The organism is Pseudomonas sp. MWU12-2020 (assembly GCF_023100605.1).
Lineage (GTDB): Bacteria > Pseudomonadota > Gammaproteobacteria > Pseudomonadales > Pseudomonadaceae > Aquipseudomonas > Aquipseudomonas fluorescens_H.
Genome location: NZ_JALMEX010000001.1, coordinates 166,114 through 181,379, shown reverse-complemented (window position 1 = coordinate 181,379; position 15,266 = coordinate 166,114). Strand labels below are relative to the sequence as shown.

The window sequence follows — 15,266 nt, the reverse complement described above, 5'->3', positions numbered from 1 at the left end:
AAGAGGCCAGTAGCAACACCGTGCAAAAAGGATCTGCCAATGCTATCCAGGCTCATTCTGTTCAGCGCTTTTGCGCTGCTAAGCCCATTCAGTTGGGCCGCCCCGCAACCCGCCCTCACGGTCTATGGCGAAGCCCCCAAATACGCCCCGGACTTTCAACACCTGGCCTACGCTAACCCCAACGCTCCCAAGGGCGGAACGTTGCGCCGCTCTTCACTGGAAAGCGGCCCGTTCGATCACCTGATTCCCTACATCGACAAAGGCACCGGCGTCGCCGACATCGACGGCTGGCTCTACGCGCCGCTGGCCTATCGCAGCAAGGACGAACCCTACAGCGTCTACGGCCTGGTGGCGCAGCAGATGGAACTGGATGCAGATCGCCGCTGGCTGCGCTTCTACCTCAACCCCAACGCGCGCTTCGACGACGGCACGCCGATCACCGCGCAAGACGTGCGTTACACCTTCGAGCTGTTCACCACTCAGGGCAGCCTCAAATATCGCCAGCAGTTTCGTGATGTCGCCGACGTCGTGGTGGAGTCGCCGACGCAAGTGCGCTTCAACTTCAAGAACAACGACAGCCGCACCTTGCCGCTGGATCTGGCGACGCTGCCGGTATTGCCCGAGCACTGGTGGCGTACGCGCAATTTCGCCGAGGGCGCCGGTTTCGAAATCCCGCCGGGCAGTGGCCCGTACCGGATCAGCGCCGTGGATGCCGGGCGCAGCGTGAAATTCCAGCGCGTTGCCGACTGGTGGGCCAAGGATCTGCCGATCACTCGCGGCCTCTATAACTTCGATCACTTGAGCGTGGAGTTCTTCGCCGATACCGATGTTGCAAGGCAGGTGCTCAAGGCTGGCGGCTTCGACTATAACCGCGAATTTTCCGCGACCAGTTACACCATCGGCTATGCCGGCGCAGCGCTGGAGCAGGGCAGATTGCTTCGCGAACATCTGGCGCCGGGTGCCGCGCAGGGCTCGCAAGGGTTCGCGTTCAATCTGCAGAAACCGCTGTTTCAGGATCGCCGGGTACGTCAGGCGATCGCCATGCTCTGGGATTTCGAATGGAGCAATCGGCAAATGATGCGCAGCATGTACCTGCGCCAGCGCAGTTACTTCTCGCACAGTGCGTTGTCGGCCACCGAGTTACCGGATGCCGAGGAGCTGAAAATCCTCGAACCGTGGCGCGGCAAGATCCCCGACGAGGTGTTTACCCAAGTCTTCGAAGCGCCGAAAACCGACGGCAGCGGCAACATCCGCGCCGAGCAGTTGCAGGCCTTGAAGCTGCTGGAAGCCGCCGGCTGGAAACCCCGTGGTGATCAGTTGGTGAATGCCAATGGCGAGCCGCTGCAGTTCACTTTTCTCAACGGTCAGAAGGGCTTTGAACGGCTGCTGCTGCCGTTCAAGCGCAACCTGGCGCAGATCGGCATCGGCTTCGATATCCGCCAGGTCGACACCGCGCAGTACACCAACCGCGTGCGCAATCGCGACTACGACATGATCGTCGTCGGCTACCCGGTGAGCCAGGCGCCGGGGCGCGAGATGTTCAATTACTTCGGCTCCGACGGCGCCGATGATCCCGGCTCGAACAACTACATGGTGCTGCGCGATCCGGCCGTCGATGCCCTGCTCGAAGGTCTGGTGCAGGCCGACAATCGCGAAAGCCTGCTGCGCCATGCCCATGCCTTGGATCGGGTGTTGCAGTGGGGCTATTACTGGATCCCCAATTACTACCCACCGGGGATTTCCACGGTGTGGTGGAACCGTTTCGGCCGCCCGGCGACGGCGCCTTTGTACGACGCCGGACTCGATACCTGGTGGGAAATCAGCCCGACCGCGCTGACGGCCGCGCAGATGCAGCAACAGCAAAAGGAGTACGCCCATGTGGGGTTATAGCCTGCGGCGTCTGCTGCTGATCGTGCCGACTTTGCTCGCCATTCTGCTGGTCAATTTTGTCATCGTGCAGGCCGCGCCGGGTGGCCCGGTGGAACAGGCGATTGCCCGGTTGCAGGGCATTGGTGTCGGCGCGGCGGTGGGCGGTGGTCATGTTGAAACCATCGGTGGCGAATCCCGCGCCACCCGGGGTCTCGACCCGAAACTGGTGGCCGACATCGAGCGTCAGTACGGCTTCGATAAACCGGCCGGTGAGCGCCTGTGGTTGATGCTCAAAAGCTACGCGCAGCTGGATTTCGGTCAGAGCTTTTTCCGTGGTGCCAGCGTCACCGAACTGATCTGGCAGAAGCTGCCAGTGACCTTGTCACTGGGCTTGTGGGCCACGTTGATCACTTATCTGGTGTCGATTCCGCTGGGCATCCGCAAGGCCGTGCACAACGGTTCGGCGTTCGATGTCTGGAGCAGCGTGGCGATCATCATCGGCTACGCGATGCCGGGTTTTCTGTTTGCACTGCTGCTGATCATCGTGTTCGCCGGCGGCACCGCGCTGGACTGGTTTCCGGTGCGCGGGCTGGTCTCGGACAACTTCGCGGAGCTGTCACCGTGGGGCAAAGTGGCCGATTACTTCTGGCATCTGGTGCTGCCGGTCACGGCGCTGGTCATCGGCGGATTCGCCACGCTGACGATTCTCACCAAGAACAGCTTTCTCAACGAGATCTCGCGCTTGTACGTGGTGACGGCGCGGGCCAAGGGCCTCAGTCAGCGTCAGGTTTTATACGGTCATGTGTTTCGCAACGCGATGCTGCTGGTGGTCGCCGGGCTGCCGCAAGCACTGGTGACGGTGTTTTTCGGCGGTTCGTTGCTGATCGAAGTGATCTTCTCGCTCGATGGCCTCGGCCGTCTCAGCTACGAGGCGGCCGTGTCGCGCGACTACCCGGTGGTGTTCGGTTCGCTGTTCATCTTCACCCTGTTCGGCCTGCTGATAAAACTGCTCGGTGACCTGTGCTACACGCTGGTCGACCCGCGCATCGACTTCACCGCGAGGACTGCCTGATGTTGACTCTATCTCCCATCGGACAGCGCCGTTGGACGCGGTTCAAGGCCCATCGGCGGGGCTGGTGGTCACTGTGGCTGTTTCTGCTGCTGTTTGGCCTGAGCCTGGGCGGCGAGCTGATCGCCAATGACAAACCGTTAATGGTCGAGTATCAGGGCCAGTGGTACTTCCCGGCGTTCAAGCGCTACACCGAGCAGGATTTCGGCGGCGAATTGCCGTTCCAGCCGGACTATCGCAGTGCGCAGGTGCGGCAACTGATCGAGGGGCAGGGTGGGCGGATGTGGTTTGCGCCGATCCCGTTCGGTTTCGATACGGTGAATTACGACCTGACTGAACCGGCACCGAGTCCACCGAGCGGCGAGAACTGGCTGGGCACCGACGATCAGGCGCGGGATGTGCTGGCGCGGGTGATCTTCGGTACGCGGGTGTCGCTGCTGTTTGCCCTTGCGCTGACCGCCGCCAGTGCGCTGATCGGCATTGCTGCCGGGGCCTTGCAAGGCTATTACGGCGGTTGGGTCGATCTGCTCGGGCAGCGGTTGCTGGAGGTGTGGTCGGGGCTGCCGGTGTTGTACCTGCTGATCATCCTGTCCGGGTTCGTCGAGCCGAATTTCTGGTGGCTGTTGGGGATCATGGCGCTGTTTTCCTGGCTGAGTCTGGTCGATGTGGTGCGCGCCGAGTTCCTGCGCAGCCGCGGTCTGGAATACGTGAAAGCCGCGCGGGCGCTGGGGGTTGGCGATGCGCAGGTGATCAGCCGTCACATTTTGCCCAACGCCATGAGTGCGACCCTGACCTATCTGCCGTTCATTCTTACCGGAGCGATCGCGACCTTGTCGGCGCTGGATTTTCTCGGTTTCGGCATGCCCGCCGGCAGCGCTTCATTGGGCGAACTGATCGGTCAGGGCAAGAGCAATCTGCAAGCGCCGTGGTTGGGGCTGACGGCTTTTTTTGCGTTGGCGCTGATTCTTTCTCTGTTGGTGTTCATCGGCGAGGCTTGCCGAGATGCGTTTGATCCAAGGACTTGAGATGAACGATAACTTGATTGAAATCCGCGACCTGCGTGTGGCATTCAACGGCCAGCCAGTGGTGCATGGCATCGACCTCGATATTCGTCCGGGCGAATGCCTGGCGCTGGTCGGGGAGTCTGGCTCCGGCAAATCGGTGACCGCCCACAGCATCCTGCAATTGCTTGACCCGAACATCACGCGGATCGATGGCAGCATTCGTTATGCCGGTGAAGAGCTGCTCGGTGTGCATGAGCGCTATCTGCGGCAGTTACGGGGCAACCGGATCGCGATGATTTTTCAGGAGCCGATGAGTTCGCTGAATCCGCTGCACACCATTGAGCGGCAACTTGGTGAGAGCCTGGCGCTGCACAAAGGCCTGGCGGGCGCGCAAGCCCGTGAGCGCATTCTTGAGTTGCTGGAGCTGGTGGGGATTCAGAAGCCGCGCGAACGGCTCAAGGCCTATCCGCATCAACTCTCCGGCGGTCAACGCCAGCGGGTGATGATTGCCATGGCGCTGGCCTGCGAGCCGCAACTGCTGATCGCCGACGAGCCGACCACGGCGCTGGATGTGACGGTGCAGCGCAGGATTCTGTTGCTGCTCAAAGACTTGCAGCAGCGGCTCGGCATGGCGCTGCTGATCATCAGCCATGACCTGAATCTGGTGCGCACCATCGCACAGCGAGTGGCGGTGATGCGCAGTGGGCGGATCGTCGAGCAGGCGCCGTGCGAGCAACTGTTCCGTGCGCCGCAGCATCCCTACAGCATCGAATTGCTCAACGCCGAGCCGGGGGGCGAAGCGCTGTGCCGGGATGTGGCGCAGGACTTGTTGCAGGTGCGCGATCTGCATGTGCGCTTTCGCCTGGGGGGCGGTTGGCTGCGGCCGAAGACCTGGCTGCAGGCGGTCAAGGGCATCGATTTGAATCTGCAGCGCGGCAAAACCTTGGGGATTGTTGGTGAGTCGGGGTCGGGCAAGTCGACCTTGGGCCAGGCGATTTTGCGGCTGATCGACGCCGAGGGCAGCATTCGCTTTGCAGGTGAGGCGCTGGAGCAGTTGAGTGGCAAGCAACTGCGGCCGCTACGCAAACGCCTGCAAGTGGTGTTTCAGGATCCGTTCGGCAGCCTCAGTCCGCGCCTGTGCGTGGCGCAGATCATTGCCGAAGGCTTGCAGGTGCACAGTGATTTGAATGCTGCCGAGCGCGAGCAGGCGGTGATCGATGTGCTGCGTGAAGTCGGGCTTGATCCAGCAACCCGTCATCGCTATCCCCACGAATTTTCCGGTGGCCAGCGCCAACGGATTGCCATCGCCCGGGCGCTGGTGCTCAAGCCGGATTTGATCTTGCTCGATGAGCCGACCTCGGCGCTGGATCGCACGGTGCAAAAACAGATCGTTGCTTTATTGCGGCGACTGCAGGAAGAGCATGGTCTGACTTATCTGTTCATCAGCCATGACCTGGCGGTGGTGCGGGCGTTGGCCCATGACCTGATTGTGATGAAGGAGGGTGAGGTGGTGGAACAGGGTCAGACCGATGAGCTGTTTAGGGCGGCGCGGCATCCTTATACGCAGGAGCTATTGGCGGCATCGTTTGTCACGACGATTTTGCCTGCTACACATACGGACAAACTTTTATCCGCGGTGTAGATCCGGTACATTCCGCGCCCTGGCCAATACAAGGAAGTAGATGATGGCAAAACCTGCCGCTCGACTCAGCGATCTCAATGCCTGCCCGGTGACCGGTCACGGTACCAACCCAAGCACCAGCGGTTCGCCCAACGTGAACATCAACGGCATGCCGGTGCTGCGTGTCGGCGATTCCACGGCTTGCGGAGACTCCGTCACCGAAGGGATAGGCAACATACTGATCAATGGCAAACCTATTGCCTTTCTCGGCAGCTCCACCGCTCATGGCGGCATGATCATCACTGGCTCCGGTGACGTTTTCGTCGGCACCGCAGTCGGCGCCGTGCCGTTCACTCCGATCGTTACCGTGCCCAAGCATAGCGAACGCTTCCAACTGGTCGACGAAACCACCGGCGAAGCCATTCCCGATATGCTCTATTGCATCGAAACCGGCGACGGCCAGCGCCTCGTCGGCCACACCGACAACCACGGCAACGCCGCTCGGGTGTTCACCGCCGATCCTACCTCCGTTGTCGTGCAATGGGGCAAGGAAGCCGCCGCTCATCTGGATGCGTTGGGCATTGCTTACTAAGGAAGGTCAGACGTGGCGCCACCGAAGAAAAAACAGGCCCAGACAAGCGATCAGCACGGCACGACGCAGGTCAAGGGGACACTCAAATACGATTATGTAACTGTGGTGGGCTCTTACCACATTAGTCGCTGGACGGAATTTCGCGAGAATTACGGCAACAAGATGAGTTTCATCAACCAAGGTGTTGGCCAGTTGAGAGACTACTCGAACCTTAAAAAGGGTGCCGCGGACAAAACCTTTTTTCTGCTGTTTGTCGCGGAGTACGATCCCAAAATGCGCGCCAGGCTCAAAGAGCTTGTCGTCAACACATACAGAGCCGAATACCTTGAGATTGATTCCGCCGCCGAACTGGTTGCTTTCATAAACAAGCGGGTAGAGGAAAAGCGCGAGATCAAACAGCTCGACATCTTTGCCCACGGCGTGGTGTTCAATATCGAGTTCGGTTACGAAATCGAAGGTAAGGATGCCAGCTATCGCTTTGGACCTGCCCAAGCGAGCCAGTTGCAGCCTGATGCCTTTGCCTTCGGCGCTAATATCTTTTCGTACGCATGCCGAACCGGGTTGGGGGTTGATGAGACGGCACTTGTCAGTGAGGGGCAGGAACATTACGAGCTCAGCCTTGCACAGAAACTTGCCGATGCAACCGGGGCGACCATTCATGCTTACCCGCGGCGCAGCCTTTACGACCAAACATATGGCAGTGATGCAGAGCGCGATGGTCTGGAGGGGGCGAAGGCGCGTGTAGCGTCGGATAATCGAGCCAAATCCGCTTTCATGATCAAGAAGGCTGGCTACGAACGGCGTCTTGCTGAATACAGATTGTCAAAAAAGGACGACACCGTGGAGCTGCCGGGCGAAACAGCCCCGGTTCAGCCGCCGGAGCTGGCTACCGAAAATGACAAAAAGCTTTTGATGCATGCTCAGAGCCGCGCGAAAAACGAAAAGAACATGAGTTATCCGCTGGACGATTATGGGGCTGTCGGAAAGGTGCGCTCAGGCAATACGCCGTTGGGGCCACCGAAGCAGCAAATGAAGTTTAAAAAAGGGCTTCCGGCACAACCATGACTGTTAATTTTCACAAGCGCTTGGGTCTCGTAGCGGCCTTTTTGCTGGTTTTTAGTGCGATGGGGCTCTATCTGCACACAAGGGAAGATGCGATGAGCGAGAAAGTGATGATGTACTACGGCGACTGGAGTCCGGAAGAAAACCGTTTTGATGCAACAAAATGGTTTCGTACCGATATGTACCGCACTGATGTTGTCGATGGAAAAAAAAGCGCTGTAACCATGCTGCGTAACAGACCATTACCTTTCAAGCCAAGCGACAACGATGAGTTGGTAGCTGGCGCCATTGTGGCCCTCGAGGCGGCGTTTCCGCCGGTCAATGGTGACTTGCTTGACAAGGAGTGGCCGATGCTGATTCCACGCATCCGCTACCGCTACAGCGCTTTCGAAGCGCCGGATCAGCCACAGGATTATTACAACATTTACCTGAAGTACCAGGGTGAGCGGTATGTCATCACCTTCGCCCGGGATGCGCAAACCGGTGAAATCATCCCAGGGGGTAGCGTCCAGTTGATGTACCCCGAGAGTGAGAGCCAGATCGCCGATCGGCAGGTCTTCAAGGAGCTGGACGCCGCCGGCATCCAATGACCCGGAAATGACAAATCCCGCCATCAAGGCGGGATTTGTTTGTACTGCGACGTAGTCTTACGACGGGAACAGCTCGGACAGTTTCATCGCCAGCATCATGTCGCCTTCAGCGCGCAGTTTGCCGCCCATGAACGCTTGCATGCCGTCGGTCGAACCATCGACGATGCCTTCCAGGGTTTCGCCGTCCATCACCAGAGTGACCTGAGCGTTCGGGTTCTCGCCTTCTTGCAGCTCGCAGGTGCTGTCCTTGACGATCAGCGAGAAGTTTTTGGTGTCGTCGATGCGGAAACCGAAGACCAGATCCAGACCGGCAGCGGCGGCTGGGTTGAACTTGGCTTTCATTGCTTGTACGGCATCAGCTACGGAGGTCATGGTTCGATCCTTTCTTGGGTAATAGGCGCTGGTTGATTACAGCAAGGGTCACAGTTATCCGGACTCAGCGGAAAGTGATGAGTTCCGGAGCCTTCAGCAGTTGCAGATGTGCGTGACTGTTGAAGGAAGCCAAAGCCACCTCGCGACCGCGGAACTTCAGCTGGTTGAGCGAGGTGTTGACGATTTGCCAATTCAGTTCAAAGGCCTGCCGGGCAGGCATTTGGGTAATCAGGTGGAGCAGGGCGGTGATGGTGCCGCCGGAGGTGAACACGGCGATTTTCTGGTTGCCGTCGGCCTGTTCGAGGATCCGGTGCAGTCCGCCCTGTACCCGCTCGACGAAACCCAGCCAGCTTTCCAGCCCGGGGGTGTCGTAGGTGCCCGCCAGCCAGCGCTCGATGACCAGGGCGAAGATGCGCTGGAATTCGGCGCGGTTTTGCGCCGCGTTGCGCAGGATGTCGATGGCTTCCGGCTCGTCCGCCAGCATGGCGGGGATCAGGGCGCGGATGATCGCGTCGGCATCGAACTCGTTGAACGCGGAGTCGGTCTCCAGCGTCGGTACCGACAGGCCCTTGGCGGTGAACTGCTCCAGCGCGCTGGTGGCCGTGTGTTGCTGGCGACGCAGGTCGCCCGCCAGGCAGCGATCGAAACGGATTCCCAGCTCGGCGAGGTGCTGGCCAAGGACTTCTGCCTGGCGCACACCGATCGGCGACAGGACGTCATAGTCGTCTGCACCAAAGGAGGCCTGGCCATGTCGAATCAAATAGATGCTGCCCACGTCCGCGTCATCCCGGTACGTTGAAGGTTGTGGCGAGGTTATGAGGATGACGAAGTGCTGTCAATGAAAAAACATACGCTTGTTTGAAATGCCCGTTACAGGCCTGTTGCCAGAGGTTTCACGGCTGGTCGACGGGCCAGCGCATGGGTATGCTGGAGCGATCCCGCGCGTGTTTCGTGTCCGCGCATTGTTTTAAGGAGTCTCTGTGGAGTTTTTGTCCGAATACGCCAGCTTCCTGGCCAAAACCGTGACCCTGGTCGTTGCCATTCTGGTGGTCCTGGCCAGTTTCGCTGCATTGCGCAGCAAGGGCCGGCGCAAGTCGGCGGGTCAGCTGCAGGTCAGCAAGCTCAACGATTTCTATAAAGGGCTGCGTGAGCGCCTGGAGCAGACCCTGCTCGACAAGGATCAGCTCAAGGCCTTGCGCAAGGGCCAGGCCAAGGCTGAGAAAGGCGAGAAGAAGCAGAAGAGCAAAACCGAGAGCAAATCCCGGGTGTTCGTGCTCGATTTCGACGGTGACATCAAGGCGTCGGCCACCGAGAGCCTGCGTCACGAAATCACCGCACTGCTGACTCTCGCCACACCAAAGGACGAAGTGGTACTGCGTCTGGAAAGCGGCGGCGGCATGGTTCACAGCTACGGCCTGGCGTCGTCGCAACTGGCGCGTATCCGCGAGGCCGGCGTGCCGCTGACCGTGTGCATCGACAAGGTCGCGGCCAGCGGCGGTTACATGATGGCCTGCATTGGCGAGAAGATCATCAGCGCACCGTTCGCGATCCTCGGTTCGATCGGCGTCGTCGCGCAGTTGCCCAACGTCAATCGCCTGCTGAAAAAGCACGACATCGACTTTGAAGTGCTGACTGCCGGTGAATACAAGCGCACCCTGACCGTGTTTGGCGAAAATACCGAAAAGGGCCGCGAGAAATTCCAGGAAGACCTGGACATTACTCATCAACTGTTCAAGAACTTCGTCGCCCGCTACCGCCCGCAGCTGGCCATCGACGAGGTCGCCACCGGTGAGGTCTGGCTCGGTGTCGCGGCGCTGGACAAACAGCTGGTGGACGAACTCAAGACCAGCGACGAGTACCTCGCCGACCGGGCAAAAAAGGCTGAGGTCTACCACCTGCACTACGCCGAACGCAAAAGCCTGCAGGAACGCATCGGCATGGCGGCCAGCGGTTCGGTGGATCGTGTGTTGCTGAACTGGTGGAGTCGTCTGACCCAGCAACGTTTCTGGTAATGCAATAAAAAAATAGCCCCGTTCTCTGTCCTGCCGAGAGCGGGGCTATTTTATTTTTTGGCGGTATATATGTATTTCTCGAGTTCGAATTGTTGATTCGAACCTCGCTGTTTTTATCGACTATTCACGCTTTTTTATAAAGCAGCGCTCGGTAAGCTGGTGATACTTTTCAGCTGTCGAGTGTTCAATATGTCCTCTTTGTCGGTTCGTGATGCTATTCCTGTTTTGACGCCTGAACAGAAAGGCCTGTTTTTCGAGTTAATTAAAAACAATACACCGGACTGGTTGTTGGCGGCTCCCGGTGAGTTGCGTCATAAGCTCTATCAAAGCTTGATTGCCAGTCATCGCTCTCAGAGTGAAGCCGGCAAGTCGCTGAGTAGCCTGAAGTCACCGCAAAGCTTCTGTGCGCCGCTGCTTGCCAAGGCGATGGCTGACAAGTTGGGTGAACCGCTGGATATCAATGGGGTGATCTTTCAGCACGTACGCTCGACCTCCAGCCTGCTGGGGCTGCGCAGGAAACTGGTATTGCCGATCGAGCGTGATCTGTTGAGCGCCGCCTGTGAAAACTTTGAAGCAAGTGAAACCCAGGCGACAAATTACAACGAAACTTCGCTGATTTATATTCCCGAAAAAATAACCGGGCGCGGACCTCGGATATTGCCGCTACCACCACACGAGTTTGCAACACTGTGTCGGACTCTGGATCTGGGCAAGCAGTATCAGACGCATCTTCGGGCAGTATTCGCTGTTGATGCTGAAGTTAATCCATTGCGCAACAAGTGCATTGCCAATTGGCGGAATCGATTTGAAGTGGAAAGACATTTTGCACTGATGAAAAAATACATCAGTGCGGATGTACATCAGATGTTGCAGGCAGTAACAACTAACCAGAGTCCAATCAAACTTGGCCATAACACCCTGGGTTATCAGGGGCTGCAGATGTTCGGGGTGACGCTGGGCGGCGCGCTGTTCATCGGGCCGGTCAGTGAGCACGCCGACGACGACTACCGTTGCGTGGTCTACCTGCCGGGCGATCCATTACACCCGCTGAAGGAATACGCCTCCTTCAGCGATTTCGAGAGGGAGTTGAGCGAGCGCCTGAAAAAGACGGCGTTCCGCAAGTTCTTCACCCGCTATATCAAGGTCCGTGAGCGCTTGCTCTGGGAGACGGAGCTCGATGCCCGCCTGTATCCGCGCAGCAATTCGATGCTGCCACATGCCTCCGGCTATATCACGTTGTCCGGCATCGATTTCGTTGGTGATCCGTTCAGCATGACGTACCGCCAACATGCCGAGCAGACCCTGGCGGATGCCCGGCTGATGGTGGTTCCCACCGACGATGAAGACGAAAAAACCCGGCTGGCCCGACTGGATACCTACAAGACGATCGGCGTCGATCTGCTGCTGATGGCCGCATCGTTTATCCCCGTGCTGGGCGAAGTGTTGCTGGCAGCTACCGCGGTGCAGTTGCTCTGGACCGTCTATGAGGGCATTTCCAGCTGGACACGGGGCGAGAAGGAGCAGGCAACGGATCACTTTTTCGATGTGGTCGAGAACCTGATCCTGCTGGCGGCGTTCGCGGCGGGAACACGGGCCGCGGGCGCCACGTTCAGAGTCGTTCGGTCATCGGCGTTCATCAAACGGCTGCGCATGATCAGCCTGCCCGCAGGCCAGGCCCGCTTGTGGAAGCCTGACCTCAGCGCCTATCGCCAGCAGCGCCTGCTGCCACAAGGCTTGCCACCCGATGAGCGCGGTTTGCGCTGGGTCGAAGGCCAGGCGTTCCTCACCCTGGACGCGCACCATTATGCCGTGCGCCCCAAGCCGCAGACCGAGTTGTGGGAAGTCCTGGCGCCGTCCGAGGTCGCCAACCGTTATTCGCCGGTGCTCGAAACCAATGGCAGCGGCGCCTGGCGCCATGACACCGAACTGGTGCAGGAGTGGGATCGCCTGACGCTGTTTCGCCGCTTCGGTTTTACCCGGGAACAAATCCCGGACGACGCCGCGTTGCGAGCCCTTGCCGTAAGCGGTGTCGAGGACAGCGTCCTGCGCCAGATTCACATTGATAACGGCCATCCTCCGGCGCTGCTCATCGATACGGTCCGGCGGTTTCGCGCCGACGCGACGGTGACTGAGTTTTTCGATCATTTGCAGACTCCGGCATCCGCGCCATTGGCAGACCCTGATCTGCAACTGCAGGTGCTCACGACATTGGCGGGCTGGCCGGTCGACAGCGCTATACAAGTCGTCGACTCGGCGGGAATCCGGGGCAATGTCTACGGCGCACCAACGGCCACGACTTCGTTGCGAATCACCCAACAGGCACTGGGCAAGGGCCAACTGTATTCATGGCTGTTATCGACCCTCGAAACCCGGCAGCGTGAGACTCTGCTTGGTCTGACGACGACGGATGCGGGAGAGCAAAGCAGCAAGCTCCTGCAAATTGTCAGTGCGCAAGCTGAAAGCCTGCGGGTGCAACTGTTCCAGCGGGTCTACCGACGCAGCGAAGCAGCGAGCAATGGCCGAGCGCAATTGCTGCTCGACAGGTTTGCCAATCTGCCGGCCAGCGTGGCCGAAGAACTGGTGGGCGATGCATTGATTGGCGAGGCGCAGGAGCTGGATGCCGGCCGCATCCCATTGCGTCTGGCACAGGAGGTGCGGCGTTATTTGCAGGCTATCGCGGTGTGTCGCGCCTATGAAGGCCTGTATCTGGACAGTGGCGGTGGTTACGACACCAACCGCCTGGTGCTCGATACCCTTGAGCACCTGCCAGGCTGGTCGGGCACCCCGTTGATTGAAATTCTCGAATGGTCGGGCAGCTACGGTAACGTCGCCTCGATCGGCCCGGTCGACGCCCGCGAACGAATGCTGGTCAATGTGCTGGCAGACCGGGTCAGCGTCTTCGATGGCACCGAGCATCCCCTGACTGAATTTGCCGGACGCACCCGCGCGCATTATTTTCAGGCGCTATGGCACGGACTGTCGGCGCCGCGCAAAACCGCACTGGGCTTGCTGGCGGATGCCGGGGCCGAGGTGCTGCGCGAGAATATTACCCGGCTTGCTCTCCAGCGACGCATGACCTTTGCCGTGGCCATGGGCGATCGGCCCGGCGATTTTTCGCCGATGGGCCTGGCAGACCGTTCGCCGGCAGGGCCGGGTGCTCGCTCAAGTGCCAACATTTCAATCGCGGCGCGGCGTGCGCAGGAACTCTATCCGGCGTACGCTCCCGAGCAGATCCAGGCACTGCTCGCCACCCTGGGCAGCGACGAGATCGCGATTCTGATGAAGCTGGAAAAGCTGCGCCTGGAGTTTATAGGGATCCGCGAAACCCTGAGTCGCTGGGTGAGCGGGCAAACCTGGAGTGCCGGTACCGATCGCGTATGGCAACTCGTGCCACAGTCAGCCAAGCTGCGCGCCATGCGCACCATCATCCGCAGTTGGCGCAAGGAGCCCGGACGGCCCGGTGACGGATTGCCCGACAGCTTGTGCCTGGCACCAGAGCCTCTGGGCGAGCTGCCGCTGATCGTCGGCGACTTCAACCACGTCACCCATCTGGTGATGGACGGCGTGGCGCCTACGCTGGGATTCAACGCTTTTTTGCAGAATTTCAGCCATCTGCGCAGCCTCTCGCTGCGGGAAAATCACCTGACGCAGCTGCCTCCGGCCCTGAACAACATGGCTTGGCTGACGGAGCTGGACCTGAGCAACAACCAGCTGCATTTGTCGTCCGTTTCAGCGTCTGCGCTGGAGCAACTGACCCGGTTGCGCGTACTTGACCTGGACTTGAATCCGCATCTTTCGCACGCCCCCGACGTCAGCTTGCTGGCTGATCTGGAAAGCCTGAAGTTGCGTGGCTGCGCCCTTGAACAATGGCCTCGGGGCATTGCCGGATTGGCGCGGTTGCGTCTGCTTGATCTGCGCGACAACCAGATCACCGCGCTGCCTGCGGCGGCGTTCGATGGGCCGGCAGCGCTCAGTCGCGCCACCCGGCTGCATGGCAATCCGCTGTCGGCGGAAACGCTGCAACAGATTGCGACGTATCAGCAGGCGAACGGCGTCAGTTTCGGCGTGACGATTCCGACCTATCAGCGCTTGTCGCAACTGAGCATGGCGTTTGATGGCCAGAGCGCGCGCTGGCTGGTGGGCAGCCCCGAGGCCGAAGCGGCACCGCGCCGCACCACTTGGGACGCGGTGCGGGCGGCGCCCGGCTCGCGGGATTTTTTCAATGTACTGGCGCACTTGGTTCATACGGCCGATTACACGCAGATTTACCCCTACTTCAGCCAGCGGGTATGGAATGTGGTAGAGGCGGCAGCCGAAGATGCGCGCTTGCGCACGGAGTTGTTTCGTACCGCGCGGGCCGGGGCCATCAGTGTCGATGGCTATTCGGCGGTGTTCAGCGAGATGGAGGTTCAGGTCTTGTGTTTTCGGGCCAGGCTGGCGGCAGGACTGGGCGGCGCGCCGCTGGAGTGGCAACTGACGCATCTGCTCAGGGGGTTGTTTCGCCTGCAGGAGCTGGAGGAGCGGGTCCTGGCCGATATCAACAGTCGCCACCAACCGGGTATTCACGAACAGGCGCTGGAATACAGCTTGGCCTACCGCGTGGGGTTGGCCGAGCGCCTGAATCTGCCGGGCCAGCCACACATGCTGAGCCGTCCCTTGCAGGTCGAAGTGTCGCCGGCGGATCTGGATGAGGTGTATCAGGCCGTCATGCGCGTCGAGCGCACTCGTGCATTCTCCGAATGGTGCAGCGGCCAGCGGTTCTGGATCGAGTTTCTCGAATCCACCCAGGCGCCGTCCTTCGCTGCCGTCAGGGAGCGCAGTGCGCAGGCATTGGCACAACTGGAGGGGCAGGCAGGGCTTTCCCGTGAAGCGGCGGCGGTACAGATGAATGCAATCCACGACAACTTCCGCAACGAACGTCAGGCATTGCTTCGCCGGCTCACCGAGGAGGCCCTGGCGCGCAATCCGGTCAATGAAGTTGCAGGGAGCCGCGATGTTGATGAAGAGGCGTCAGTCTGACTGAGCTTCGAAGGGCAGGGGAAGAACGCCTTGAGCAACGGCTCAAGGCGTTTTCG

The 15,266-nt window shown here is 59.8% G+C and carries 11 protein-coding genes; 9 read left to right on the top strand and 2 right to left on the bottom strand.

Features of this window, described 5'->3' with window-relative positions:
* Nucleotides 1-39 precede the first annotated feature (39 nt).
* Genes M0814_RS00915 through M0814_RS00885 form a run of 7 tightly spaced genes read left to right on the top strand, consistent with a single transcriptional unit; the run spans nt 40 to nt 7,807 of the window.
* Complete coding sequence (locus M0814_RS00915) at nt 40-1,890, top strand: extracellular solute-binding protein (RefSeq protein ID WP_103484771.1); 1,851 nt, start codon at nt 40-42, stop codon at nt 1,888-1,890.
* Nucleotides 1,877-2,941 carry a microcin C ABC transporter permease YejB gene (gene yejB, locus M0814_RS00910; protein WP_103484770.1) on the top strand — a complete coding sequence of 355 codons (1,065 nt, stop codon included), beginning with the start codon at nt 1,877-1,879 and terminating at the stop codon, nt 2,939-2,941. The genes M0814_RS00915 and yejB overlap by 14 nt, the downstream gene beginning before the upstream one ends.
* Complete coding sequence (locus M0814_RS00905) at nt 2,941-3,963, top strand: ABC transporter permease (RefSeq protein ID WP_103484769.1); 1,023 nt, start codon at nt 2,941-2,943, stop codon at nt 3,961-3,963. Before yejB ends, M0814_RS00905 begins: the two co-directional genes overlap by 1 nt.
* 1 nt (nt 3,964) lies before the next feature.
* Nucleotides 3,965-5,584, top strand: coding sequence for an ABC transporter ATP-binding protein (locus M0814_RS00900; RefSeq protein WP_103484768.1), 1,620 nt, complete (start codon nt 3,965-3,967; stop codon nt 5,582-5,584).
* A 43-nt stretch (nt 5,585-5,627) separates the two neighbouring features.
* Nucleotides 5,628-6,155, top strand: coding sequence for a PAAR domain-containing protein (locus tag M0814_RS00895; RefSeq protein ID WP_003225535.1), 528 nt, complete (start codon nt 5,628-5,630; stop codon nt 6,153-6,155).
* 12 nt (nt 6,156-6,167) lie between these two features.
* Nucleotides 6,168-7,220: a hypothetical protein gene (locus M0814_RS00890; RefSeq protein ID WP_003225534.1), complete on the top strand. Its 1,053-nt coding sequence runs from the start codon at nt 6,168-6,170 to the stop codon at nt 7,218-7,220.
* Nucleotides 7,217-7,807, top strand: coding sequence for a hypothetical protein (locus tag M0814_RS00885; protein WP_103484767.1), 591 nt, complete (start codon nt 7,217-7,219; stop codon nt 7,805-7,807). The genes M0814_RS00890 and M0814_RS00885 overlap by 4 nt, the downstream gene beginning before the upstream one ends.
* Before the next feature lie 57 nt (nt 7,808-7,864).
* On the opposite strand, the gene M0814_RS00880 is transcribed toward M0814_RS00885, so the two are convergent.
* Nucleotides 7,865-8,179, bottom strand: a complete 315-nt coding sequence (locus M0814_RS00880) for an SCP2 sterol-binding domain-containing protein (RefSeq protein WP_103484766.1) — start codon at nt 8,177-8,179, stop codon at nt 7,865-7,867.
* A 64-nt stretch (nt 8,180-8,243) separates the two neighbouring features.
* On the bottom strand, nt 8,244-8,954 hold the full coding sequence (locus M0814_RS00875) for a histidine phosphatase family protein (RefSeq protein WP_103484765.1): 711 nt from the start codon (nt 8,952-8,954) through the stop codon (nt 8,244-8,246).
* Between the two features lie 205 nt (nt 8,955-9,159).
* Here M0814_RS00875 and sohB point away from each other — a divergent pair, with 205 nt between their 5' ends.
* Complete coding sequence (gene sohB / locus M0814_RS00870; RefSeq protein ID WP_003225526.1) at nt 9,160-10,191, top strand: protease SohB; 1,032 nt, start codon at nt 9,160-9,162, stop codon at nt 10,189-10,191.
* Nucleotides 10,192-10,380: 189 nt separating this feature from the next.
* Entirely contained in the window at nt 10,381-15,210 is a 4,830-nt protein-coding gene (locus tag M0814_RS00865) for a DUF6543 domain-containing protein (protein WP_103484764.1), read from the top strand.
* Nucleotides 15,211-15,266 lie beyond the last annotated feature (56 nt).